Source organism: Vibrio sp. Vb1729, from assembly GCF_033338655.1.
In the GTDB taxonomy this organism is placed as follows: domain Bacteria; phylum Pseudomonadota; class Gammaproteobacteria; order Enterobacterales; family Vibrionaceae; genus Vibrio; species Vibrio alginolyticus.
The window spans coordinates 21530-46181 of the sequence record NZ_JAWOTB010000018.1; the positions used below are offsets into that span (position 1 = coordinate 21530).

22 protein-coding genes are annotated in these 24652 nt (G+C 46.9%); 12 read left to right on the plus strand and 10 right to left on the minus strand.

Annotation, left to right across the window (positions count from 1 at the left end; genetic code table 11):
• Window positions 1–495: 495 nt before the first annotated feature.
• Together R7E29_RS10450 and R7E29_RS10455 are read left to right on the plus strand one after the other, a co-directional pair.
• Complete coding sequence (locus R7E29_RS10450) at window positions 496–3450, plus strand: ExeM/NucH family extracellular endonuclease (RefSeq protein WP_258630613.1); 2955 nt, start codon at window positions 496–498, stop codon at window positions 3448–3450.
• Window positions 3451–3617: 167 nt separating this feature from the next.
• Window positions 3618–4532 carry a LysR family transcriptional regulator gene (locus R7E29_RS10455; protein WP_033907171.1) on the plus strand — a complete coding sequence of 305 codons (915 nt, stop codon included), beginning with the start codon at window positions 3618–3620 and terminating at the stop codon, window positions 4530–4532.
• Window positions 4533–4538: 6 nt separating this feature from the next.
• On the opposite strand, the gene R7E29_RS10460 is transcribed toward R7E29_RS10455, so the two are convergent.
• The 4 genes from R7E29_RS10460 to R7E29_RS10475 all read right to left on the minus strand — a co-directional run bounded on the left by R7E29_RS10460 (window position 4539) and on the right by R7E29_RS10475 (window position 8928).
• Window positions 4539–6050, minus strand: coding sequence for an AbgT family transporter (locus R7E29_RS10460; RefSeq protein WP_053303039.1), 1512 nt, complete (start codon window positions 6048–6050; stop codon window positions 4539–4541).
• A 52-nt stretch (window positions 6051–6102) separates the two neighbouring features.
• Complete coding sequence (locus R7E29_RS10465) at window positions 6103–7275, minus strand: M20 aminoacylase family protein (protein ID WP_053303040.1); 1173 nt, start codon at window positions 7273–7275, stop codon at window positions 6103–6105.
• A 147-nt stretch (window positions 7276–7422) separates the two neighbouring features.
• A complete protein-coding gene (locus R7E29_RS10470; RefSeq protein WP_053303041.1) occupies window positions 7423–8016 on the minus strand; it encodes an NADPH-dependent FMN reductase in 594 nt (197 codons plus the stop codon).
• A 39-nt stretch (window positions 8017–8055) separates the two neighbouring features.
• Window positions 8056–8928, minus strand: coding sequence for an EamA family transporter (locus tag R7E29_RS10475; RefSeq protein WP_053303042.1), 873 nt, complete (start codon window positions 8926–8928; stop codon window positions 8056–8058).
• Window positions 8929–9050: 122 nt separating this feature from the next.
• Here R7E29_RS10475 and R7E29_RS10480 point away from each other — a divergent pair, with 122 nt between their 5' ends.
• The 6 genes from R7E29_RS10480 (at window position 9051) to R7E29_RS10505 (ending at window position 15415) form a co-directional block, all read left to right on the plus strand.
• Window positions 9051–9530, plus strand: coding sequence for a MarR family winged helix-turn-helix transcriptional regulator (locus R7E29_RS10480; RefSeq protein WP_033907165.1), 480 nt, complete (start codon window positions 9051–9053; stop codon window positions 9528–9530).
• 69 nt (window positions 9531–9599) lie between these two features.
• On the plus strand, window positions 9600–10187 hold the full coding sequence (locus R7E29_RS10485) for an aminodeoxychorismate/anthranilate synthase component II (RefSeq protein WP_053303043.1): 588 nt from the start codon (window positions 9600–9602) through the stop codon (window positions 10185–10187).
• 361 nt (window positions 10188–10548) lie between these two features.
• A complete protein-coding gene (locus R7E29_RS10490) occupies window positions 10549–11760 on the plus strand; it encodes an aspartate aminotransferase family protein (RefSeq protein WP_005381420.1) in 1212 nt (403 codons plus the stop codon).
• Window positions 11761–11869: 109 nt separating this feature from the next.
• Window positions 11870–12889, plus strand: coding sequence for an arginine N-succinyltransferase (gene astA, locus R7E29_RS10495; RefSeq protein WP_005381422.1), 1020 nt, complete (start codon window positions 11870–11872; stop codon window positions 12887–12889).
• Between the two features lie 28 nt (window positions 12890–12917).
• On the plus strand, window positions 12918–14375 hold the full coding sequence (astD, locus tag R7E29_RS10500; protein WP_053303044.1) for a succinylglutamate-semialdehyde dehydrogenase: 1458 nt from the start codon (window positions 12918–12920) through the stop codon (window positions 14373–14375).
• Window positions 14376–14623: 248 nt separating this feature from the next.
• Window positions 14624–15415 carry a DUF1338 domain-containing protein gene (locus R7E29_RS10505; protein ID WP_042523639.1) on the plus strand — a complete coding sequence of 264 codons (792 nt, stop codon included), beginning with the start codon at window positions 14624–14626 and terminating at the stop codon, window positions 15413–15415.
• 136 nt (window positions 15416–15551) lie between these two features.
• Here the strand turns inward: R7E29_RS10505 and crp are convergent, their stop codons facing one another.
• From crp to R7E29_RS10535, 6 genes are all read right to left on the minus strand, one after another.
• Window positions 15552–16184 (minus strand): cAMP-activated global transcriptional regulator CRP, encoded by a 633-nt coding sequence (gene crp, locus R7E29_RS10510; RefSeq protein ID WP_005381432.1) that lies wholly within the window; start codon window positions 16182–16184, stop codon window positions 15552–15554.
• Between the two features lie 240 nt (window positions 16185–16424).
• Window positions 16425–17294, minus strand: coding sequence for a phosphoribulokinase (locus R7E29_RS10515; RefSeq protein WP_005381434.1), 870 nt, complete (start codon window positions 17292–17294; stop codon window positions 16425–16427).
• 125 nt (window positions 17295–17419) lie between these two features.
• Complete coding sequence (locus R7E29_RS10520) at window positions 17420–17632, minus strand: YheU family protein (protein ID WP_005382815.1); 213 nt, start codon at window positions 17630–17632, stop codon at window positions 17420–17422.
• Window positions 17633–17665: 33 nt separating this feature from the next.
• On the minus strand, window positions 17666–18673 hold the full coding sequence (locus R7E29_RS10525) for a hydrolase (RefSeq protein WP_033907159.1): 1008 nt from the start codon (window positions 18671–18673) through the stop codon (window positions 17666–17668).
• Window positions 18674–18760: 87 nt separating this feature from the next.
• Window positions 18761–19249 (minus strand): TIGR02444 family protein, encoded by a 489-nt coding sequence (locus R7E29_RS10530; RefSeq protein ID WP_033907158.1) that lies wholly within the window; start codon window positions 19247–19249, stop codon window positions 18761–18763.
• On the minus strand, window positions 19246–21165 hold the full coding sequence (locus R7E29_RS10535; RefSeq protein ID WP_054577176.1) for an ABC transporter ATP-binding protein: 1920 nt from the start codon (window positions 21163–21165) through the stop codon (window positions 19246–19248). The genes R7E29_RS10530 and R7E29_RS10535 overlap by 4 nt, the downstream gene beginning before the upstream one ends.
• Window positions 21166–21374: 209 nt before the next feature.
• On the opposite strand from R7E29_RS10535, the gene kefG reads away from it, so the two are divergent.
• The 4 genes from kefG (at window position 21375) to slyD (ending at window position 24626) form a co-directional block, all read left to right on the plus strand.
• Window positions 21375–21968 (plus strand): glutathione-regulated potassium-efflux system ancillary protein KefG, encoded by a 594-nt coding sequence (kefG, locus tag R7E29_RS10540; protein ID WP_017821749.1) that lies wholly within the window; start codon window positions 21375–21377, stop codon window positions 21966–21968.
• On the plus strand, window positions 21952–23748 hold the full coding sequence (kefB, locus tag R7E29_RS10545) for a glutathione-regulated potassium-efflux system protein KefB (RefSeq protein WP_005382809.1): 1797 nt from the start codon (window positions 21952–21954) through the stop codon (window positions 23746–23748). The genes kefG and kefB overlap by 17 nt, the downstream gene beginning before the upstream one ends.
• 33 nt (window positions 23749–23781) lie before the next feature.
• On the plus strand, window positions 23782–23982 hold the full coding sequence (locus R7E29_RS10550) for a YheV family putative zinc ribbon protein (RefSeq protein ID WP_005381449.1): 201 nt from the start codon (window positions 23782–23784) through the stop codon (window positions 23980–23982).
• Window positions 23983–24074: 92 nt separating this feature from the next.
• Window positions 24075–24626 carry a peptidylprolyl isomerase gene (slyD, locus tag R7E29_RS10555; protein ID WP_005381451.1) on the plus strand — a complete coding sequence of 184 codons (552 nt, stop codon included), beginning with the start codon at window positions 24075–24077 and terminating at the stop codon, window positions 24624–24626.
• Window positions 24627–24652 lie beyond the last annotated feature (26 nt).

Genomic DNA, 24652 nt, shown 5'->3' on the forward strand with positions numbered 1-24652 from the left:
GTGTTATATCTTTTGTGTATGTTTTTGGCTAGTGAGTAATGAAAAGTTATTGAATAAATCATGAAAACTTTGAAGTATGAGGGGCCTGTATAAGAGAGAACGAAGCGAGTAATAGATTCTTGGGCTTGAACAGTGATGCAAGTGAAAATTAAAGCATTCTAAATTAGTGACTAATTATATTTTTTATTTGTAACGGAACGGTTGGGTTAATAAGCAACTCAACAAGTGATGTATTTTCTACTCCTTAACATGAAGTGAAAAAGTAAACTGAGTAATCAATCTAAATTCTGACTTGTTTATCAATAGCGCTCTGTATTTATTACAAAAAATGTTTGAATGGGATGCTCTGGCATATTTTCTTATATTCACATGTGATTCATTTCACGGCTTTAATTACTCATTCTTATTTATTTCATAAATAAACCTGATAGTAGACGCAAATGGCAGGCTCTAACCAGAGCTAAGTTTGCATTTACATAAATATCAGGTATGACAATGGACACGTTAATCAAACCCTCAATACTCGCATTAACCATCGCCAGTGCACTTAGTGCAAACGCGAACGCAGAGATTATTATTTCCCAATACGTAGAAGGCGGCGCTTATAATAAAGCGGTAGAGATCGCTAATACGGGTGATACTGCGGTGACACTCACTGGCTACGAGTTGGCGAAATCATCAAACGGTGGTGGTACTTGGGGTAGCACATTCGACCTTAGCCAAGTGACGCTACAAGCTAACCAAGTGTATGTACTGGCGCATGGTGATGCGAGCGATACCATTAAAGCTGTCTCGGATATCATAGATAAAAGCGTTGCGAACTTTAACGGTGACGACCCGCTCGCACTGCTTAAAGATGGTGAAGTGCACGACATCATCGGTGTGATGGGTGACGTAGATTTTGGTAAAGACACCACATTAGTTCGTAACAGTGATGCACTAACCCCTTCTGCTACTTATGATGCATCTCAGTGGACGGCATTTGAGAAAGACAACATTGACGGCCTTGGTGAGCTAAATGCGACTGAGCCATCAGCACCATTCGCTTGTGAAGTCGACGGTCAGCAACCTAACTTCACTACCATCCAAGATATTCAAGGTGAAGGCGATACGTCTCCATTCATTGATGGTTACCCATACATTACTGACGAAGATCATTTCGTAACGGGTGTCGTGACTGCTGTTACCACTGGCCTAACCAAAGGTTTCTACCTACAAGCATTAGAAAGCGACAACAACGACAAGACCTCAGAAGGCTTGTTCATTCATACTGACGCGGCAGACACGGCGCTGAAAGCTGGTGACGTTGTTTGTGTGAAAGGTAAAGTTCAAGAGTATTACAGCAATACTCAGCTTGCTTCTGATGCTAACAGCTATGTGAAAACAGGCACCTCTGAAACCCCTCGAGTTACCGATCTTGTTATCAAAGAAGGTGAGACACTACGTGATGCGCTTGAGCGTCATGAAGGGATGCAAGTTGAGTTGACCTCGGCAAGTGACTTGTTTGTAACTCGAAACTTCTCTTACGACTACGATTCACGTCGTAACAATATGATGCTCTCTCATGAAGCGCCATTGTTAAAGCCGACTCAATTACACGCGGCAGAGAGCGATGCAGCCGTTGAGCTAGCAAAAGACAACGCAGCGAACCGCGTATACCTAGAATCAGATGGCAAAGCACCAAACGGACAAATCCCATACTACCCAGATTTTGCTAAAGATGCAGACCAAAATGGCTCTTCAGAGCAGCACATTCGCCTAGGCTCTCGTGTCGAAGGCCTGCAAGGTGTTGTGGCTTACAGCTACAACGAGTACCGCCTAATTGCGACCAATGAAGTTGATAGCAGCAACTTTGTCACGTCAGGTGATGACTTTAACGTTGCGCGTAAAGCGGCGCCAGCCATAGCCGATTCTGATTTACGAGTAGCGAGCTTCAACGTTCTTAACTACTTCACTTCAGTTGCTGACAGCGGGCACGACAACCCAACCGGGCAAAATCGTGGCGCGACAAACCTTGATGAGTTCTTGATCCAGCAAGCGAAAATAGTTTCAGCGATGAATAAGATGGACGCGGACATCATTGGCTTGATGGAAGTGGAAAATAACGGCTTTGGTGATGGTAGTGCTATCCAAAACTTGGTTGATGCTTTAAACGCTGAGATTGATGACGTGGAAGATCATTACACGTATGTCGAAATCGAAGAGCAAGACAAATACCAAGACGAATACTTTGGCAGTGATGCGATCATGGTGGCGATCTTATATCGTGCTAACGCAGTAACACCAAAAGAAGCAGCAAAAGTCATTGTGACGCCAGAGCAACACATTGCAGAGAACACCATTACTCGTAAAGAGGGCACTGAAAGTAACCCTGCATACGACAAATATCAACGCCACAGTCTACTTCAGACCTTTACGGTGAAAGAGACGGGTGAAGATTTGTCTATTGTCGTAAACCACTTTAAGTCGAAAGGCTCTGAGTGTATTGAAGAGTGGATTGCCGGTGTAGAAGATTCTGAGCCAGCGGATCTGCAAGGCAACTGTAACAACTTCCGCGTTTCTGCTGCGCACGCAGTGGGTGAAGCGTTGAAAGAGGTGAAAGGCGATGTATTGCTCATGGGCGACCTCAATGCTTATGGCATGGAAGACCCACTTCTGACACTGACTGATTACTCGAAAGAGAAATACGGCCGTGACATTTATACTGCTGCTTACACAACCATTGGTGATGGTGAACTTCAAGTAGAGAAGACCAAAATTGAAAAAGGTTACGGTCTGCACAACTTAAACACGTTGCTGCACGGCACTGATACGTTTTCTTACACCTATTCGGGCGAGCTGGGTAATTTGGACCACGCATTGGCAAGCAGTAGCCTAGCGCAAAAAGTGGTAGCAATTGAAGATTGGCACATCAACTCACTAGAGAGTAACTTGTTCGAATACAGCAGCAAGTACACAGGTGATATGCCGAAGTACAAAGATGCGTTCTCTGCCTCTGACCACGATCCAGTGATCATCGCGATTGATTTACCAGATGATGACATCGATTTACCGAAAGCAGGTGACAACTTAGCCGTCGATGTCCGTTTACCACCAACGGCGGTTGTGGGCGATATTGTTACGGTGAACTTAACGCCATCCACACAAGCGGCTGCGGCAAGCAGCGATACGAAAGCTTACTCGGCTAGCCAAACTTTAGTTCAAGCTGATATTGATGCGCGTAGCGTGAATATTGAGTTTGAACAAACGCCAGAGCAAGGTAATTATCAGTTAGAAGAGAAAGTGACTGACTCGACAGGTAATATCGTGAAGTTTAGCTCTGTTCGTGATGTTTCAATGACGCAAACTGAAGCTGGAACAGAAGGGTCGAAGGATTCAGATGGTGGTTCGTTTGGTTTTGGTGCTCTATTTGCGCTGCTAGGTCTTGGCTTATTCCGTCGTCGCCGCTAAGCGAATTTACTTCCTGACAAACAGTTCCTAAATAGCTGTAAAGACCAAAGGCCAGCCTATGCTGGCCTTTATGTTCAGAAAAAATATAGAAATGGATAATCATATTGACGTATTAGTTACCAAGTTTGGGTATACTTTTTCAGCAGAGCAAAGGGTGAGACTACTAAATGGACATTAGCTATCGTCAGCTCAAAGCTTTTATCGCCTTGGCTGAGGAACAAAATTTTACTTATGCCGCTGAAAAGGTGCACATCACCCAGTCTGCGTTGAGCCAGATGATGAAAAAGCTGACCCAGCAACTTGCCAGCGAACTCTATCAGCGCCAAGGCAGGAAAATCATCCTCACCGAAGCGGGCGAGCAGTTGTATCAGGAAGCGCGATTTATCGTTAATCGCTTGGATAAACTAGTTCAGCAAAACAAAGACCGCCAGCACGGCTACAACAAGTCGCTGGTGGTTTCGTCGCTATATACGTTGTGTGCATCCTTAGCGCCGAAAACCCTCAATGACCTGAAAAAGCGCTATCCAGATTTTACTTTTCGCTTAATTGAAGAACGGGTTGATGACATTACCCATTCAGTACTACAAGGGCAGGCAGACATCGGCATCAACACCAATCCGAATCACCCAGAATTGAACTTTGATTTACTGTTTCGCGATTACCTGTGCTTTGTTTGCCGGCAAGACCATCCGCTCGCCGAGCATAAGCAAGTCAGTTGGGAACAAGCGCATCAATACGCGTCGATTGGTGTCAGCCCCGGGAACAGTTTACGCACACTTGCCGACGAAGCGTTTCAACGCATTGGTTTAACCTATGATCCGGAGTTGAGCGCTTCGCATACCTCAACGCTATTAGGGATGATTTCCAGCGGACTAGGTTCGACGATTCTGTCTTCCACTATCGGTGAGTTGAGCAACAACGTGGAAGTTCGCTTTATTCCGATTGTTCAACCGGTTCAGTACCGCTCAGTAGGGCTCATTACACGTAAAGAAACTCATCGAGAGTTAGTCGATGAGTTCAGTTTGATTTTGAAAAAGCATGTCAGCGACTGGGGCTTTGCTGAGTTTATCCCCAGTCGTTAAGCGACGTTACATTGGCCCGACGGGTAAACCTGTCAGCATGTAAATCAGGAATAGCCCGCCCCAAACACTAAATAGCACCAGAGCGTATGGCACCATCATCGCGAGGAAAGTACCAAATTTCACTTGCGGATTATATTTGGCGATCAGCGCCAGTACCATCGGAATATATGGATTGGTCGGTGAAATGATGTTGGTGGTGGAGTCGGCAATACGATAGCCCATTTGCGTAATTTGCGGGTCTACGCCAAGTAACATAAAGAGTGGGATAAATACCGGGGCCATGATCGCCCATTGCGCCGAACCACTAAACACAATCATGTTCATCACGCCAGCAAGCATCATAAACAGCGCCATCATCGCCAGCTTTGGCATCTCGACAGACGAAATCCATTCCGCACCATTCACCGCAATAAAGATAGCTAAATTAGACCACTTAAACCAAGCAATGAACTGGGCAATCACAAATACCAAGACAATGTAGCCGCCAACGCCCTTGAGCGCTTTGGACATCAAGTCAGGAATATCACTGGCTTGTTTGATCGTACCCGCTTTGACGCCGTAAACCACCGCATTCATAAAGAAGAATGCCATGATGATCGGGATAATCCCTTTTAGGAAAGGTGAAGGTACCAAACCGCCGTCTGCATTACGTAGAGGTGAATCGGCTGGCAGCAGGGCGGCCAAAAGCAAAGCGATAAACACCAAAGACGCTGCTCCAGCCCATTTCAACGCACTCTTTTGCTTAGTGGTAATTTCAAAAGACGGTTCACTATCGGCGTGGTTGGTTGTCACTTTATGCGCGAATTTAGGCTCGATGTATTTGTCGGTGATGAGCGTCCCTGTGACGACTAAAATCGGAACGGAAAGCAACATAAAGTACCAGTTTGCTGCCGGGCTAACTTCGACGTGTTCAACGATGGCAGACGCTTCGGTTGAAATACCGGAAAGTAATACATCGGTGCCAGCAATAAATAGGTTGGCGGTAAACCCAGCCGCGACCGCGACAAAACCTGCGGCGATGCCGACAATTGGGTTGCGGTTGGTTGCCGCAAAAATCAGACCTGCGAGAGGGGGAACCAAAATGAACGCAGCGTCTGAGGCGAGGTTACCGATGATACCAGTGACGAAAATCGACGCGGTGACAAACTGACGCGGCGCGTTGAGCAATGATTGCTTGATTGCACTGTCGGCCAAGCCTACTTCTTGCAATAGCCCCACCGCTAGCATCATACATAAGACCAATCCGAGTGGTTTAAACGAGACGAAGTTATTCACCGTCGATTGCAGGATGTAAACCAGACCTTCACCACTGATTAGGCTCTTAACGTGCACTACTTCACCCGTAGATGGATGGGTCACGCCGCCGCCAATAAACGAGAATAGGCAAGAGAGCAGCATGACGCTGAGGCACAGGAAGATAAACAGATAGAAGGGATGAGGGACTTTATCGCCCAGTCGCTCAATGCGGTCGATCATTGACGCGCCTGAACTCGATTTTTGCGTAATTGCAGTCGACATTGTTAGAACACTCCTTTGTGTAAAAAGGGGAGTCACTTCCCCTCATTTGTTGTTATTGCTGTTCAATCAAATTGATAAAGTAAGCGGCGCCAATCGGCAGCAGCCGGTCGTTAAAGTCGTAGGCTTTGTTGTGCAGGCCAACGCTGCATCCTTGCTCCTCAGTGCCGTTGCCGATAAAGCCGTAGCAACCCGGTACTTTGTTGAGGAAAAAGGCGAAGTCTTCGCTGGTTAGCATAGCTTCACAGCTTGGGTTAACGCGCTCAGCTCCAACGGTTTGAGCCGCTGCGTCGATCGCTCGCCGAGTTTCGTTTTCGGTGTTAACCGTCGGTGGGTGAGAAATTGGTCCGAGTTTAAATTCTGCTTGCATCCCGTGCGCCTTGGCGCTGTGAGCTACTAGTTGCTCGAGTCGTTCAACCAAGCTATCTCGTGTTTGTTGAGACAAAGTACGGAACGTACCGCTCATATGAGCTTGGTCGGCGATGGCGTTGGTTGTTTCTCCACAATGCAGCTGTGTGACCGAAACCACTAGTGGATCAAACGGGTCGTAGTTGCGGCTGACCATGCCTTGAATACCTTGGTAAATATGGGTCGCGACAAGCAATGGATCTTGGGTTGTGTGTGGTAAGCCAGCATGACCACTTTTTCCGTCGACAGTGACAAACAGACGGTCAGAGCTCGCCATTATTGGCCCCGTCTTAAATGCGAAATGCCCTTCAGGAATGCCCGGCATATTGTGCAGAGCGTAGCATTCGTCGATCGGGAAGCGCTCTAACACGCCGTCGGTGATCATGGTCTCGGCGCCACCGCGACCTTCTTCTGCCGGTTGGAATATCAGCACCGCTTTGCCTGCAAAGTTACGCGACCGGGCCAAGTAGCGCGCAGCGAGTAGCAACATAGTGGTGTGACCGTCATGGCCACAGGCGTGCATTTTACCGTCGTGGCACGAACGGTGGGCAAATGTGTTGGCTTCATGGATGGGTAGCGCGTCCATGTCGGCGCGAAGACCGATGCTCTTTCCGTCCCCGATCGAGCCGTGAATCACACCCACCACGCCCGTTTTGGCGAAATCAGTACAGATTTCATCGACGCCGTACTTTTCGAGCTCGGCAACCACTAACGCTTGAGTGTTATTTTCTTCAAAACCTAATTCTGGTTGCTTATGAATGGCATGACGGATACTAATCGCGTCGGCTAACCAAGGTTCTAAGACTTCAATAATGTTCATACATCTCCCCTTTAATTGAGAGTGATTTAACACTATTGAAACAATTCAAACAAACCGGATTTCTACTGAAACTATTAGCGTTGCTAATAGTTGCTTGGAGAGAGGTTAAACTAAAAGCCGCCCAATACTGAGCGGCTTGAATGACGATTACATCCCATAGGTAAATGGTTTACCGAGCGGCAGCATGTCCTGATGCACTGGTGCTAATGCGCTCGCGTAGCAGCTGAGCAGTTTCAAAGTGTATTGAGTGCGAGCGACAAAGTCACTGTCATCGCTGTGCGCCTCTTGATCAATGAGTTTATCACTGTCACGTACAATGAGATGGTCAGGCAAAAAGCACACATGGTTATTTTTGCTGCCAGTCATGCGTAATTCGCTGATCGGGTAAACACCGTTGATACTGACGCTAACACTCACCAATAGTGCTGGTTTATGTGCCAGTTCGTTTGCGGTCGTCAGCAATAGGAAGTTTTTCAGCGCTGGGGTCGCCATCCCGTGCCATTCCGGTGTGATAAAGACAAACGCGTCAGACTCTTTCAGTTTTTGCGCGATTGGCGTCCAGACACCCCACTCTTCGCTACCTTGCCAAACGCCTTCATTCCAAAATGGCAGGTTCAGTTCATGCAGATCGAGGATTTCCACTTGATCGAATTCTTGCAAACCGTGCTGTTTGATAAAACGAGCTACGTTGAGACTTTGTGAATTTGCCCTTTGGCTGCCAGAGACAATCGTTAGTTTCATAATCATTTCCTTTTGAATTTTATATCTTGTTTATTGGAGTTATGCATTTGCAGCTTTAGGACTATGGGAGGCCAAAAAGATCGAAACCAGTATTGCTCCTGCACCTAACAATTGCAGTGGTGTGAGTATTTCATCTAAAAATACGTAGCCCAACACGCTCGCCGAGACGCTACTCAGAAATCCTAGAAACGCGACGTTTGTTGCAGGAAGACGCTCGATTCCTTTAAACCACAGTGCGTAAGCGAGTACCGCACCCACTATGGTTAGGTAGCTGTATCCGGCCAAGTTTTTTAGCGAAATGGTCTCCGGTAGACCTTCAAACCATAGCGCTGCAGGTAATAAAAGGATGCCTCCGACGAGGAGTTGCCAGCCAGTGAACGCCAATGTCGACATATCCTTCGGACGTCCCCAGTATTTGGTTAGCACCACGCCACTTGCCATGCTTAATGTGCCTAGTACCGCCAGAGCAATTCCTTGCGCGCTGATCTGCACCGTTTCGTTGATGACGATAAGCGCTACACCGAGCACACCGAATATTGCTGCGATGCAGTGGCTCAAAGCGATCTTACTTTTTAATACCAGCCCACTGAGCAGCATCACGATGATCGGTTGGCTCGACATGACCAGTGCCGCGGTTCCTCCAGGTAGGTAACTTGCAGCAAAAAACAGGCAGTAAAAGAACAGTCCGATGTTGAGCACTCCAAGGCATGCGAGTTTTCCCCACCATTGCTGGTTCGGAAAGCACCGCGTATAAGCGATGAGTAATAATCCCGCCGGAAGTGCGCGTATCGCAGACGCGAGTAGGGGACTATCTGCGGGTAGCAACTCAGTAGTGACGATGTAGGTGCTGCCCCAAACGATGGGAGCAATCGCGGTGAGCAGTATTGCTTGAATCCTTTCTGCGTTGGTCATGATACCTCCTGTAAAAGTATCTTTTGTGAAAGATTGTTTTTTAAAAGTAATGGCGTTTTTTCTTTTGGTCAAGTATCTTTTTGAAAAGATTTTTAGTTGGTGATGATAATGGGGATGATGTAATGGACGGTGTAGATAAGATTCTTCAGCAGTGGCAGCAAGCACGACCTGACTTAGATTGTTCTTCGATGGGCGTGGTTGGGCGCATTCGTCGCGCGGCAAACTTCTGGGAACAGGTCCATGGCCAAGTGTGCGGTGATGCTGGGATCAGCGCAATTGAGTTCGATATTCTGGCCACGCTAAGACGTAGCATAGACCCCGTCACGCCGACAACGTTGTACAAAACGTTGATGATTTCGTCTGGTGCAGTGAGTACACGCTTAGAAGGCTTGGTACAAAAAGGTTGGGTGCACCGCGTAGCGAGCGAAAGCGACCGCAGAAGTAATCGAGTGACATTGACGGAAGACGGTGTTGCCTTTTTAGATCAGGTGCTTGAAGCGCATGTCGCGAGCATGGAACAGCACTTAACTTGTCTCGACTCTGAAGAAAGAAATGCGTTGGAAAGCCTGCTGAGTAAGTTCCTGCAAGCCGAGGTGGAATAACTGATCGTACTTGCGTTTAGATAAAAAGGCGGCACAATACTCGCTTTCAGGTTTCCACGATGTAGTCCCATGCTGTTAATTATCGATAATTATGATTCGTTTACCTACAACCTTTACCAATACTTCTGCGAGCTTGGTGCAGACGTAAAGGTGGTGCGTAACGATGAAATCGATATCCAAGGCATTGAGGCGCTCAACCCAACTCATTTGGTGATCTCGCCAGGGCCATGTACGCCGAACGAAGCAGGTATTTCACTGAAAGCGATAGAACACTTCGCTGGTAAGCTTCCAATATTGGGTGTTTGCCTTGGTCACCAAGCGATAGCGCAAGTGTTTGGGGGCGAAGTGGTACGTGCACGACAAGTGATGCACGGTAAGACCTCACCGATTCGTCATAACGGTCGTAGTGTGTTTAAAAATCTGAATAACCCACTCACGGTAACCCGTTATCACTCTCTTGTGGTGAAAAACGGTACTTTACCCGACGTGTTTGAACTGACCGCATGGACAGAACTGCCTGACGGAAGCATGGATGAAATAATGGGTTACCAACATAAAACCTTGCCAATTGATGCGGTGCAGTTCCACCCAGAATCAATCAAAACTGAGCAAGGTCACGAGTTGCTTGCGAACTTTTTAGCACGCAAAGCGATCTGATCGCGATCACTTTTCTTAACAAATCATTCATCTTTTTGCTGAGGTGAGCGGATTGCAAAACTATGCGATTCTCTCGAGTCTCTTTGTCTATTCATGTCTTTTTAAACCTTCTATCCCCTGTATTACATAACATTTATAAAAAATCACTTCTCTATTTTACTTTCTTGATGCATAAATAGTCATAAGCAGTGATTAATGGAAGTTGCTTTCGAGAACGAAAAGAATAAATCACTATTGAAATGGTTAATTAAATGTAAATACAATGCCGCAATAGCTTAAATGCAAAACATTATTTGCTGGCAAAGAGAGCCGGTTAAATTCGCTTATCTGCTACGCATGCGGTATCAAGAAGGAATGTGCAATGACAACGGAAATTAAAGTAGAGCGCGGTTTATTCGATGAGGTAATGGTACCTTGCTATAACCCGATGGAAATGATCCCTGTTAAAGGTGAAGGTTCACGTGTTTGGGATCAGGAAGGTAATGAATACATCGACTTTGCTGGTGGTATTGCAGTGAGCTGTCTTGGCCATTGTCATCCAGTAATGGTAAACGCGCTAACAGAGCAAGCTAACAAGCTTTGGCACTTAAGTAACGTTATGACGAACGAACCAGCCCTTCGTCTGGCGAAAAAGCTAACAGAAGTGAGTTTTGCTGAGCGAGTGTTCTTTGCTAACTCTGGCGCAGAAGCAAACGAAGCCGCTTTGAAGCTGGCACGTCGTTATGCAGCAGACGTTCATGGCACTGAGAAATCTGAAATCATTGCATTCAAACAAGGTTTCCACGGTCGTACATTCTTTACCGTAACGGTTGGTGGCCAAGCGGCATACTCTGACGGCTTCGGTCCTAAGCCAGGCGACGTGACACACCTTCCTTACAACGATATCGAAGCTTTACAAGCACACATGTCTGATCGTACTTGTGCGGTCATGATGGAGCCACTACAAGGTGAAGGCGGCATCGTGCCACCAACGCCTGAGTTCGCTCAAGCGGTTCGCGAGCTGTGTGACAAACACAACGCCTTACTGATCTTCGATGAAGTGCAAACTGGTAATGGCCGTACAGGTAACTTCTACGCTTACCAAGGTTTAGGTATCACGCCAGATATTCTAAGTACTGCGAAATCACTTGGTGGCGGTTTCCCAATCGGTGCAATGCTAACGACAGCAAAATTGGCAGAGCACATGAAAGTGGGCACTCACGGTTCTACATATGGCGGTAACCCACTAGCGTGTGCGGTTGCAGAAGCGGTTGTAAATGAAGTTACCAAGCCAGAGGTGTTGGCTGGTGTGCTAGAACGCGAAGCAATGTTCCGTGAAGGTCTAGAGAAGATCAACGCGAAGTACAACATCTTCTCAGAAGTGCGCGGTCAAGGCCTATTACTTGGCGCTGCACTAAATGAAGAATGGCAAGGCCGTGCGCGTGACGTGCTGGTTGCTGCAGGTAAACAAGGTCTCATGGTATTGGTTGCGGGTGCCAATGTCGTACGTTTCACACCATCACTCGTTATCACACAACAAGAAATTGAAGAAGGCTTGGCGAAACTGGATAAAGCGATCGCGACTTTAGTTTAAGCGCGATATCAGTTTAAACGTCAACGCAGACACCCCCGTCAAGGATCTCTGATGGGGGAATTGTTCCTACAATATAGTTAGGATCTTCTTGCATCTGGAGGGAGTATTGATGCTAGTAGTTCGCCCTATCGCGATGTCGGATTACGACGCACTGCACACTTGTGCGGTGGAGTCTGGTCACGGATTTACATCTCTACCGGTTAACGAAGAACTGTTAACCAATCGAATCAAACATTCAGAGTACAGCTTTGGTAAGCCAGATGTGGCAGAACCAGGCGATGAAGGCTACCTGATGGTTGGCTTTGACTCTGAAACGGGTGAGGTTGCGGGTACCACCGGAATCGAAGCATCTATCGGCTGGGATGTCCCATTTTACTCATATCACATTAGTAAAGTCGTGCACTCGTCGCCAAAGCTTGGCGTTAACAACGTCGTTAAACTGCTTACTTTTGGTAATAACTACACGGGTAACAGCGAAATTTGTACCTTGTTCTTGCGTGAGAAATTCCGCCAAGGTCTGAATGGTCGTCTAATGTCGAAGTGTCGTTTCCTAATGATGGCAGAGCACCCAGAGCGCTTCTCTGAAACGATCTTTGCGGAGATGCGTGGCGTTTCAGACGACGAGGGTAATTCACCATTCTGGCAATGGCTTCAAGAGCATTTCTTCTCTATCGATTTCACGCTTGCAGATTACCTGACAGGTATCGGCAAGAAAGGCTTTATCGCCGACTTGATGCCGAAACTGCCTATTTACATCAACCTGCTCAGCCCAGAAGCGCAAGCCGTGATTGGTCAAGTACATGACAACACGCGTCCAGCGCTGAAGCTGCTTGAGCGTGAAGGTTTTACCAACCGAGGCTACGTCGACATCTTCGATGGTGGCCCAACGGTTGAGTGTGATCTGCGTAATATTGAGTCGGTACGTCATTCATTCCGCGCGCAAGTCAAAATCTCTGAACATTCCAGCACACAAGACTTCTTGATGTGTAATTCATCTTTCGAGAACTTCCGTGCGACAGTCACTAAGGCGGCGTATGACGCAGAGACACAGAGCGTAATGATCGCACCAGACGTTGCGGATGCACTTTCGGTTGAAGAAGGGGATTTCGTTCGCCTTCTTCCGCAGTAACAGACGACAGAATTTAAGGATAGAAACAATGACACATTGGATTGCAGGTGAATGGGTACAAGGTCAGGGTGAAGCATTTACGTCTCTGTCGCCGTACAACCAAGAAGTGATCTGGCAAGGCAAAGGTGCAACGGCAGAGCAGGTGAACCAAGCGGTATCTGCAGCGCGTGAAGCGTTTATTGACTGGAAAAAGCGTTCATTTTCAGAGCGTGAGGCAATCGTGTTGGCTTTTGCGGAGAAAGTAAAAGAGAACAGCGAAAAAATCGCCGAAGTGATTGCCAAAGAAACCGGTAAGCCGATTTGGGAAACGCGCACTGAAGCAGCAGCCATGGCAGGTAAAATTGCCATTTCGATTCGCGCTTATCATGACCGCACTGGTGAGGCGAGCCGTGAAGCAGCAGGCAACCAAATCGTATTGCGCCACCGCCCATTGGGCGTGATGGCGGTGTTTGGTCCTTACAACTTCCCAGGCCACCTACCAAATGGTCACATTGTGCCTGCGCTACTGGCTGGTAACACGGTAGTCTTCAAACCGTCTGAGCAAACGCCATGGACGGGTGAATTGGCAATGAAGCTATGGGAAGATGCCGGTCTGCCGAAAGGCGTGATTAACCTTGTTCAAGGCGCGAAAGAAACTGGTATCGCCCTCGCTGACGCAAAAGGCATTGATGGCGTACTGTTTACGGGTAGCGCGAATACGGGGCATGTATTACACCGTCAATTTGCGGGTCAACCGGGCAAGATGCTCGCACTAGAAATGGGTGGTAATAACCCGATGGTGATCTCTGATAAATATGGTGATTTGGATGCCACGGTTTATACCATCATCCAGTCAGCGTTTATCAGTGCTGGGCAGCGTTGTACGTGTGCTCGTCGTTTGTATGTGCCATTGGGTGAAAAGGGCGATGCGCTTATCACCAAGCTCGTTGAAGCGACACGCAATATTCGCGTAGACCAACCATTTGCAGAACCTGCGCCATTTATGGGACCGCAAATTTCGGTCGCGGCAGCCAAGTTTATTCTTGATGCACAAGCTAATCTACAGTCTCTTGGCGGTGAAAGCTTGATTGAAGCGAAAGCAGGAGAGGCGGCGTTTGTTTCTCCTGGCATCATTGATGTAACGAACATTGCTGAGTTACCAGATGAAGAATACTTCGGCCCACTTCTGCAAGTGGTGCGTTACGAAGGGTTAGACAAAGCCGTGGCGCTAGCAAACGATACGCGCTTTGGCTTATCTGCTGGTTTGGTCTCAACCGACGACCAAGAATGGGAATACTTCGTTGACCACATTCGTGCAGGTATCGTGAACCGTAACCGCCAGCTCACTGGTGCAAGTGGTGATGCGCCATTTGGTGGTCCGGGGGCGTCGGGTAACTTGCGCCCAAGCGCTTACTACGCAGCAGATTACTGTGCGTACCCAATGGCATCAATGGAAGGTCAAGAGACTGTCTTGCCTGCAACATTGAGTCCAGGTGTAGCGCTATAAGTTTTAATAATAGAGTCGCAACTATGCATTGCGGCTCACCTTGCCGGCGCATCATTTAGGTATGGGTTGTAGTGATCGTTGGCAGAACACGAAAAGTGAGCAAAGACTCGGAAAAGCGTGTTGACTGACTGGCATTTACCGTCACAGGTTGATGGTTGCTCGTTCATTATTCTGGACAACTTTTGTTGTGAACGAGCAGCCAACTTCCGCTTACCTTTAAACTCTACATCTCGTAACAAGGAGTCGTTATGACGCCCGATGTGTTATTTGAATCGCTATGGCAAGATTACATTCAACGTCTTTGCCCTTCGGCGGCTAAAGTGCATCAGCTGCTTCAAGAAGATGAGCCTCTGATTAATGATCATATAGCTTTACGTACCTTCAATATCGCGCCTCTTGGTATTGAAACTCTAGCTAAGCCATTTGTAGCTATTGGTTACAAGGCGTGTGGTGATTACGTTTTCGAAAGCAAAAAGCTGGTTGCTAAGCACTATGAGCACCCAGATCCGAAGCAACCTAAAGTATTTATTAGTGAGCTAAAAGTTGAAGAGTGCTCGCCTGAGCTACAAGAGATTGTGAAAAATTTGGTGGCACAAGTCGATGCTGACAAGCTGAACGATAGCGCATTCTTACATGGTGGACGCTTGTGGGATTTAAGCTTTGCTGATTACCAAACGTTGGCTAAAGAAAGTGAGTACGCATCTTGGCTTGCGGCGCATGGTTACGGAGCAAACCACTTCACGGTGAGCGTTAACCAACTCAATGAATATGAAGAAGTGAAGCAGGTAAACGATCATCTGCGTACCGCTGGGTTTACCATTAATGAAAATGGTGGTGAAGTGAAGGGCACTCCTGAGGTGTTGCTAGAGCAGTCATCGACCATGGCAGATAAAGTAGCGGTTCGTTTTAGCGAAGGCACTGAAATTATCCCTGGCGGGTTTTATGAATTTGCTAAGCGCTATCCGATGGAAAATGGTGATTTGTACCCAGGTTTCGTGGCCGCTTCAGCGGACAAAATCTTTGAAAGTACGAATGGCTAAGTTTTAGGGTTAACCTGTTAAGCTTACTCATTAGTGTTCGCTGCACCCTATCTCATTTGGTCATGAGTAAATAAAAAGCCACCAATGTTGCCATTGGTGGCTTTTATAATTTTGTTCGTGTCACTCTAGTTCGAGATTAACGAGTACCGTAAACCACGATGGTTTTACCGTGAGCAGAGATTAGGTTCTGCTCTTCTAGCATCTTCAAGATACGACCTACTGTCTCACGAGAACAGCCAACAATTTGACCGATTTCTTGACGAGTGATCTTGATTTGCATGCCGTCTGGGTGAGTCATTGCGTCTGGTTGTTTTGCAAGGTTCAGAAGCGTCTGAGCGATACGACCAGTTACGTCTAGGAACGCCAGGTCACCCACTTTTTGGCTAGTTACTTGAAGACGACGAGCCATCTGCGCAGAAAGACGCATTAGGATGTCTGGGTTTACTTGGATAAGCTGACGGAACTTCTTGAAAGAAATTTCAGCAACTTCACAAGGAGATTTAGCACGAACCCAAGCTGTGCGCTCTTGGTCTTCCTCGAATAGACCAAGTTCACCAATAAAGTCTCCTTGGTTTAGGTAAGAAAGGATCATCTCCTTACCTTCTTCGTCTTTGATAAGAACCGCAACAGAACCTTTAACGATGTAGTACAAAGTTTCTGCCTTTTCGCCCGCGTGAATTAGCGTGCTCTTTGAAGGGTACTTATGAATATGACAGTGTGAAAGAAACCACTCTAATGTTGGGTCGGTTTGAGGTTTACCTAGAACCATAATATCTCACTTCCTCTGCAGGGTACGCTTGCGCTATCCATATTTTAGCTAAGCCTGAATTAGGCCTACTAGAATAAGAGCACTTTTTATATGCTGCAAGCTCTCTTGTGTTTCGGTAAGAAATAGTATCCTTTTTCGAAAACGATTTCTTGATTTTAATCGTGCCATGATTGAGATTTTGTAAGCAAAACTGTGCACATGATCACGGTATGAAAAGTAAACATCTTCGCAGGCAGGTTTTTAGCCAATTTTCCCTGTTTCGATGAGCTGTTGTAGGATAGGCCGAACTATGAGCTCCATTGCAAAGCTCATCTTACCGCCGGGTACGACAATCGTGTTGTGGCGTGACATGAATGAGCCATCAATCATGGCCAGCAGATATGGGAAGTCGACATTCTTGATACCGCGTAGGCGAATCACCACAAAACTCTCATCCAAACTAGGGATGCCTTTTGCATTAAGTGGGTTGGAAGTATCAACGGTCGGTACGCGCTGGAAGTTGATGTGAGTACGAGAAAACTGCGGAGTGATATAGTTGAGGTAATCGTCCATGGATCGCACGATTGAGTCCATTACCGCTTCACGCGAATGGCCGCGATCGCGAGTGTCACGTACGAATTTTTGGATCCACTCTAAGTTCACAATCGGCACCATGCCAATTAAGAAATCCACATGTTGAGCAACATTAACATCGCCATCGACCACGCCACCATGTAACCCTTCATAAAACAGCACGTCGCTGTTTTCGGGTAAGTCTTGCCACGGTGTAAACGTGCCTGGCATTTGATTGTAGGGAACCGCTTCGTCAAACGTGTGCAGATAACGGCGCACGCTGCCAGTGCCGTCATGCCCGAACTTACGGAAAAACTCTTCTAATCCCGGGAAGTCATTAGCTTGTGGGCCAAAGTAGCTAATGTGTCGACCTTGCTCGCGGGCTTTGCGGATTTCGATGTCCATCTCTGGGCGAGTAAAGCGATGGAAGCTATCGCCTTCAACCCATGCGGGTTTAACGTTCATCATATTGAACATTTTACGGAAGGCTTCAGATGTAGTGGTCGTGCCGGCACCGGACGAACCAGTAACCGCAATAATTGGGTGTTTAGCTGACATGACAAACCTTGTCGAAAATTACTTACCTGTAATGTGCAGTAGAGTTACTACTGCACGGTCGATATCCCACTATAGCACGTAACAATACCTTGTCATCGAGTGGGATACGGTAAAATGTGAAGGGTCTAAAATTTTGTTTTATGTTGAATATCGACGGTTTCGTGTAGCTCAGAGAACACGATAACCGCTTCACCTTTTTCCAATTGAGCTTTGACTTGATCAATTTTGTCTTGCAAAGAAACCTCGACGGTTCCGTAATCCGTTCCTTCGCGTAAGACGAATTCACGAATTAAGTTTTCCAATGTTTCCGGCGCAATGTCTTGCCATGGAATGATCATAAATACCTCTAACTTTTATGATGAGCGGCTAGTTTACTGCGTTCGTTGCTTGGATACAGCAGAAAGGTAATCTGCGGCGATACTTTCGTAATACGCGGGCAGCGCTTCCTCCAACCAAAACTTAGGTTTTAACGCCGTTCCTGTCAGGAAGCCAACATGGCCACCGTGTTCAAAGAGACGGTAATCAATGTTATCTGGCAGAACAAACTTCGGGATCACATCGTCGGTCATGAACGGATCGTCTTTGGCGTGAATGATCAGTGTCGGTAGCGTGATCTGTTGTAATTTACTTAAGCCTGAACATTGATCGTAATAATCTTGTGCGTCTTTAAAGCCATGCAATGGTGCGGTGATCAAATCATCGAATTCATACAGCCGTGTGACACGTTTTATTGAGTTGTAGGACAGCGCAAGCTCGCCGTGCAGTAGATGATGCTTTTGTAACGCGTTACGTTTCAGTGAAGAAAGCAGGTAACGGCGATACACTTTCGAAAAGCCTTGTTCAATACGGTTTGCACACGCCGCTAGGTCTAAAGGCGCTGAGATAATAGTCGCTGCATTCAAAATAGGGTGGTCTTTATATTGGGCTAAATAATTCGCCAACATGTTACCGCCAAGAGAAATACCAACTGCAACTTTGGGATTATCAGGAAAACGTTGTTCAAGGTGCTCTAGGAAGTAACGAGCATCCGTCACTTCTCCCGAGTGATAAGCTCGTGCTTTTTTGTTTGGTTTACCGCTGCAGCCACGAAAATGCATCATCACCGACAGCCATCCAGATTGAGCAAATGCATTCATTAGCCCATTGGCATAAGGGCTATAGAAGCACCCCTCTAACCCATGAAATAAAACAAAAATCGGCTTTTTTTGTGCAGGCTCTTGGGTTGGGTCCTCGCTCCACGCGAGATCGAGAAAGTCGCCATCGGATGTATCGAGGGTTTGCCAAATCGGCGTAAATAACGCTTTTTTGCGAATAAAACGCGGCAAAAGCGTTTGGAGATGCGGGTTTTTGATCCCGGCGGCTGCGAAAAATTGTGTCATACCTAACTGCTCTTATGCGGTCCTTCGGTGTCCGTTGAAGAACTTATTAATATAATCCTTTATAAAGATTATAGGTATTCTACAGATTTATGGGCGTTTTGGTGGTTGAATGTTTGGCACCGGAATAGCAAAGGCTTGCTGCAAATGCTCCCCACCGAGTTGACGACAGTATCTCAACGTCAGTGGGTCACCATCATTTTTGAGTAGTGCAAGTGAGTTAATGCAGTCCACCAAATCCGCTTGTTGCTGCTTTTCTAGTTGCAGCTCAAACTGCAAGGTCTCACGATACAAAGCGTCATTGACTTGAGACTTAAGGTGGCGACGAAGGTCGCGAAAGGAGTGAAGTAAAGTTTCGCTCCTACCTAGACAGTCTTGCACCAAGGGCCAGTCTTTTTCTTGGAAAATGAGTTGCTGCTCATCGAGCCATCTGAGCAGCAGGAGTAGGTTCACGTTACCGTGGTAGTTGTTTTGCAATGATAAGCACGCCTCTTTCACTTCTCGCACACCATAAAACTGCAGACTAAACTGCCAAAGGTGTTCTAGGGTGAGTGTGTATTCAGCGTGTTGATTACTCATTGATTAAACTCTAGCTCCATCTGCTCCAACGTTTCTTGAGCAGACATCCATTCCATTTCAATTTCTTCGAGCTCAGCCTTACTAGAAGCTTGAAGTGCCAGCACTTGGTTAAGTTTAGCTTTATTTTCGGCCGCATACAGTGAGTTGTCCGCCAATTGTTCTTCAGCTTCGGCCAGTGCAGCACCTAACTTATCCATTTTATTTTCTAGTTGTGTCAGCGTTTTGCGAATTGGCGCTGTCTGTTTTCGAAACTCTGCATCGCGACGTTTTTGCTCTTTCTTCGCAGCTGCGCTGTTGGCCGTATCTTTGCTTGGCTGCGCAGCCTGCGCTTCTTTGCGTTCCGCTCTTTGTTGTTCGGTTAACCATTTATAATAGTCATTTAAATCACCGTCGAACGGAGCAACTTGTCGATCATGCACTAAATACAAGTCATCGGTCGTAGCGCGCAGTAAATAGCGGTCGTGCGAAACAATCACCATCGCACCTTCGAATGTTTGCAGTGCCATCGTAAGTGCTTGGCGCATGTCCAAGTCTAAGTGGTTGGTTGGTTCATCAAGTAGCAACAGGTTTGGCTTTTGCCACACAATTAAGGCCAGCACTAAACGGGCTTTTTCGCCACCAGAAAACGGCGCAACTTTTTCTAGTGCTTTGTCACCTTGGAAGCCAAAGCTACCTAGGTAATCACGTAGCTGCTGTTCGGTTTGATCGGGTGCGATTTGCATCATGTGTTGCAGCGGCGTTTCTTCAGGATGAAGCGTTTCTAACTGGTGCTGAGCGAAGTAACCAATTTTCACGCCTTGTGAGTAAGTTAGGTCACCACCTTGCGCGTTAAGTTCACCAGAGAGCAGCTTGATTAAGGTCGATTTACCCGCACCATTACGGCCGAGTAGACCAATACGACTGCCAGGAACCAAGTTCAAGCGGATCTTCTCTAAGATGAGGTTGTCACCGTAACCTGCAGATACTTCATCCATCATCATGATTGGGTTTGGCAGCGCAGTTGGCTCACGGAATTGAAAGCTAAATGGGTTATCGAATTGAGCTGGCAGTACTTTTTCCATGCGCTCCAAAGCTTTGATACGGCTTTGGGCTTGGCGTGCTTTTGATGCTTTGTAACGGAAGCGGTCGATGTAGCTTTGCATGTGCGACATCTGCTTCTGTTGCTTTTCAAACATCGCTTGTTGCAACACCATCTTTTGTGCGCGTTGGTTTTCGAATGACGAGTAGTTACCCGTGTATTCGTTCAGCTGCTGATTCTCGATGTGAATGATGCGACCAACAATTGGATCAAGGAAGTCTCGGTCGTGCGAGATCAGAATCAGCGTGCCAGGGTAGTTTTGTAGCCAACGCTCTAACCACATTACCGCGTCCAAATCCAAGTGGTTGGTTGGTTCGTCGAGTAGCAGTAGATCAGAACGACACAATAGCGCTTGAGCCAAGTTAAGACGCATACGCCAACCACCCGAGAATTGGGTCAAACTCCAACTCATTTGCTCTTGGCTGAACCCTAAACCATCGAGCAGTTCTGCCGCGCGAGCGCGAATGCTGTAACCACCAATGGTTTCAATTTTACCGTGTATCTCGGCAACTAGGGTTCCGTTGTCTTGTGTTTCTGCTTCAGCTAACTGCTTTTCGAGAGCGCGGTATTCGCGATCACCATCAATGACGTATTCCAGTGCAGTGCGCTCTAGCGCAGGCGTTTCCTGTGCGACCCAGGCCAACTCCCAATGTTGAGGTTGGCTAAATGAGCCTGCATCAATTGACAGTTCATCTTTCAGTAGGGCAAACAGCGTTGATTTACCGCAGCCGTTTTTGCCCACAAGACCGACTTTATCGCCAGGGTGAATAGTCGCAGAAGCTTGGTCTAAAAGAGGTTTACCGCCACGCAGTAACTGAATATCAGAGAAGGTAATCATAAAGTTTTCATTCACTTTGCGCAGTGCGCGTTGCTTGGTTACATAGCGAAGTGGTTTCAATCGTTTTTAAAGCCACTTGGGTATATATCTAGCGGTGAATAGTAGGGGTATTGGCCGGAAAAGTCGATTGATTCGCTTTAATTGCATTATGCTGTACAAAAAAGTATAACAATTTGATAACGGATAAAAATAACCACAAGGACGACCATTTGGCTGTTGCACCGTCTATTCTCCCAAAAGTTCTGGTCATTTATGCTCATCCAGAGCCACATAACTCGATTGCCAATCAAGTGATGATAAAAAAAGCTCAGTCGCTTGATCACGTCACTGTGCACGATCTTTACGGTGTTTACCCCGATTTCTTTATTGATGTGAATTACGAACATGAGTTGTTGCTCGCTCACGATGTGATTGTATTTCACCACCCACTTTATATGTATTCATGTCCAGCCCTATTAAAAGAGTGGCTAGACCGAGTGTTAGGTAAAGGCTTTGCGTTTGGCGGAGGTGCGGCGCTAGAAGGAAAATACTGGCGCAGTGTCATTACAACAGGTGGTAAAGAAGAAGCCTTCAGCGCGAAGGGGTACAACAAATACCCACTTGAGCAAATCTTGCAACCGTTTGAACTGACGGCAGCCCTATGTCAAATGCACTGGATTGAACCACTGGTGTTGTATTGGTCAAGAAATGTTTCAGATATTGAACGCTACGAACATGCCGAGTTATACCGTGGATGGCTGAGTAACCCACTTGAAAACTGGCAAGCGGCAGAGCGAGGAGGTCAGTATGGCGATCACCAGTGAGTTTCTTCAAAGCAGTGTGGTCTTTCTTTCGGCTGCGGTTATTGCGGTGCCGATTGCTCAGCGCCTTGGGCTTGGCTCGGTTTTAGGTTATTTACTCGCTGGTGTGTTGATTGGCCCATGGGGGCTTGGCTTAATTAGCGACGTTGATGCCATTTTGCATTTTGCCGAGCTTGGGGTTGTGTTGTTACTGTTTTTGATAGGGCTGGAATTAAACCCTAAAAAATTGTGGCAGATGCGAGGGCCGATTTTAGGTTTAGGCGGTGCGCAGGTTGTGGTCACGACCGCCGTGATTGGTAGTGTCGTCAGTATGTTTGGCGTAAGCATGCAAGTGAGTTTAGTGATCGGGATGGGGTTGGCGCTGTCCTCGACGGCGATTGCACTTAAAGTCATTGAAGAGCAAGGGCTTAATGGTACCGAAACGGGGCAATCTGGTTTTGCGGTGCTGCTCTTTCAAGATATTGCAGTGATCCCGATGCTGGCGATGTTGCCCTTGCTAGCAGGCGGGCATAGTGGTGGAAGTTGGTTGGATGTCTTCACTATTTTAGGCAGTGTGGTAGCACTGTTGATTGGTGGTCACTTTTTACTACGTCCGCTATTTCGTTTTGTCGTGATGAGCGGCGTTCGTGAACTCTTTACCGTTGCTGCACTTTTAGTCGTGCTTGGCATTTCGGTCGTGATGCAAAAGCTCGGCCTTTCGATGGCATTGGGGACTTTTTTAGCAGGCGTTTTGCTGGCAGAGAGTGAGTATCGCCATGAGCTGGAAATCGCTATCGAGCCATTTAAAGGTCTGTTGTTGGGGTTATTCTTTATTGCGGTGGGCATGGCGGTAAACTTGGGGTTATTGGCATTACACCCTTTAGAGATTCTCGGTGCGGTGGTGGCTTTGGTCGTAGTTAAGGGTTTGGTTTTGTATGCATTGGCGAGAGCTGCCCGTGTCGGAGCCAAAGCGAGAAGCCGTATGGCTGCAATTTTGAGCCAAGGCGGTGAGTTTGCCTTTGTCATATTTACCGCGGCGAGCCAAGAGGGCATTTTGTCCAAAGAGCAAGTGGCGTTTCTGTTGGTGGTGGTCAGTCTATCCATGGTGACGACTCCTCTTTTGCTGATGGGACAAAAGAAGTGGTTTGCTCATACCCTGAATCAAGAAGAAGAGGGCATGACCACGAAAGTCGTGGATCGCCGACCACGCGTTATCATTGCAGGCTTTGGACGTTTCGGTCAGATCGTCGGACGTTTAATGTATGCCAATAAAATCAAAGTGACAGTATTAGAAAGTGATGCCAGCCAAATCCACCTATTACGTAAGTATGGTTACAAAGTGTTTTATGGCGATGCTACACAAATTGACCTATTGAGGGCTGCTGGCGCTGATAAAGCGGAAGCATTGGTTATTTGTACTGATTCACCTGATGAGGTGATGGCCATCGTGGACATTTGTCGCGTGCACTTCCCGAAACTTAAGTTGTTAGCCCGAGCAAGAAGCCGTGTCGAGGCTTACCAGTTAATGAGTCATGGTGTAGAGAATTACTCTCGTGAAACATTTCTAGGGGCACTAGATCTCGGTCGCCAAGCGCTCGTAGAACTGGGTATGCATCCTTATCAAGCAAAGCGGGCAGAAGCACATTTTCGCAAGTTAGATAATGCTATGCTTAAGGACTTATTGCCTCAACACAATGAAGATAAGAAATTAGCTCAAAGAGCGAAAGAGGCCCGCAAAGAGCTAGAAGAAATATTTGGTCGTGAAATGGAGAGCGACCATCAGTCACCTAATCATTGGAAGTAGTACTTGAGCCAAGACTCAAGCTAAGGAAATAGCGTGAAAATCAAGAAACGTTTTATTGCCGGCGCTAGCTGCCCAAATTGCAGCCAGCAAGATACCCTGCGCTGGTGGATTGAAAATAACATCGAATTAGTTGAGTGTGTCGAGTGTGAGTTTACAGAGCAGCGTAAACCACAATCTGTAGAGAAAAATAAACACTCAGATCAGGAAATGATCGGAATTTTTAAGCCGGAGTAATTGAACTTCGATAATTGATCCCCATAATACACCCAGATATCTCAGTACTTAACCCCATTCAGGTTAAGTCAATTAATCTCCCTGGAGTTAGTATGAAAATTGAAAAGAACGTTGTTGCAAGCCTTGCATACAAAGTAATGATGGAAGACGGTGTCGTTGTTGATCAATCAACAGCAGAAGCACCTCTAGATTACCTTCACGGTCACAACAACCTAATCACAGGTCTTGAAAAAGAACTTGAAGGTAAAGTGGCTGGCGACAAGTTCTCAGTAACGGTAGCTCCTGAAGAAGCTTACGGTGAGCACAACGATGCGCTAGTACAGCGCGTTCCTGCGGACGTATTCCAAGGCGTTGAGCAAATCGAAGTGGGCATGCGCTTCCTAGCTGACACTGACCAAGGTCCAATCCCTGTTGAAGTAACAGAAGTTGACGGCAACGAAGTGGTTGTTGACGGTAACCATATGTTAGCTGGTCAAACACTAACTTTCGAAGTAGAAGTTATGTCTACACGTGAAGCAACAGCAGAAGAGATCGAACACGGTCACATCCACCAAGGTGGTGGCTGTTGTGGTGGTCACGATCATGACCACGATCACGAAGAAGAAGGCGGCTGCTGTGGCGGCGGTAGCTGTGGTTCTCACTAATCATAAGCTCCTTCACTAGATAATCT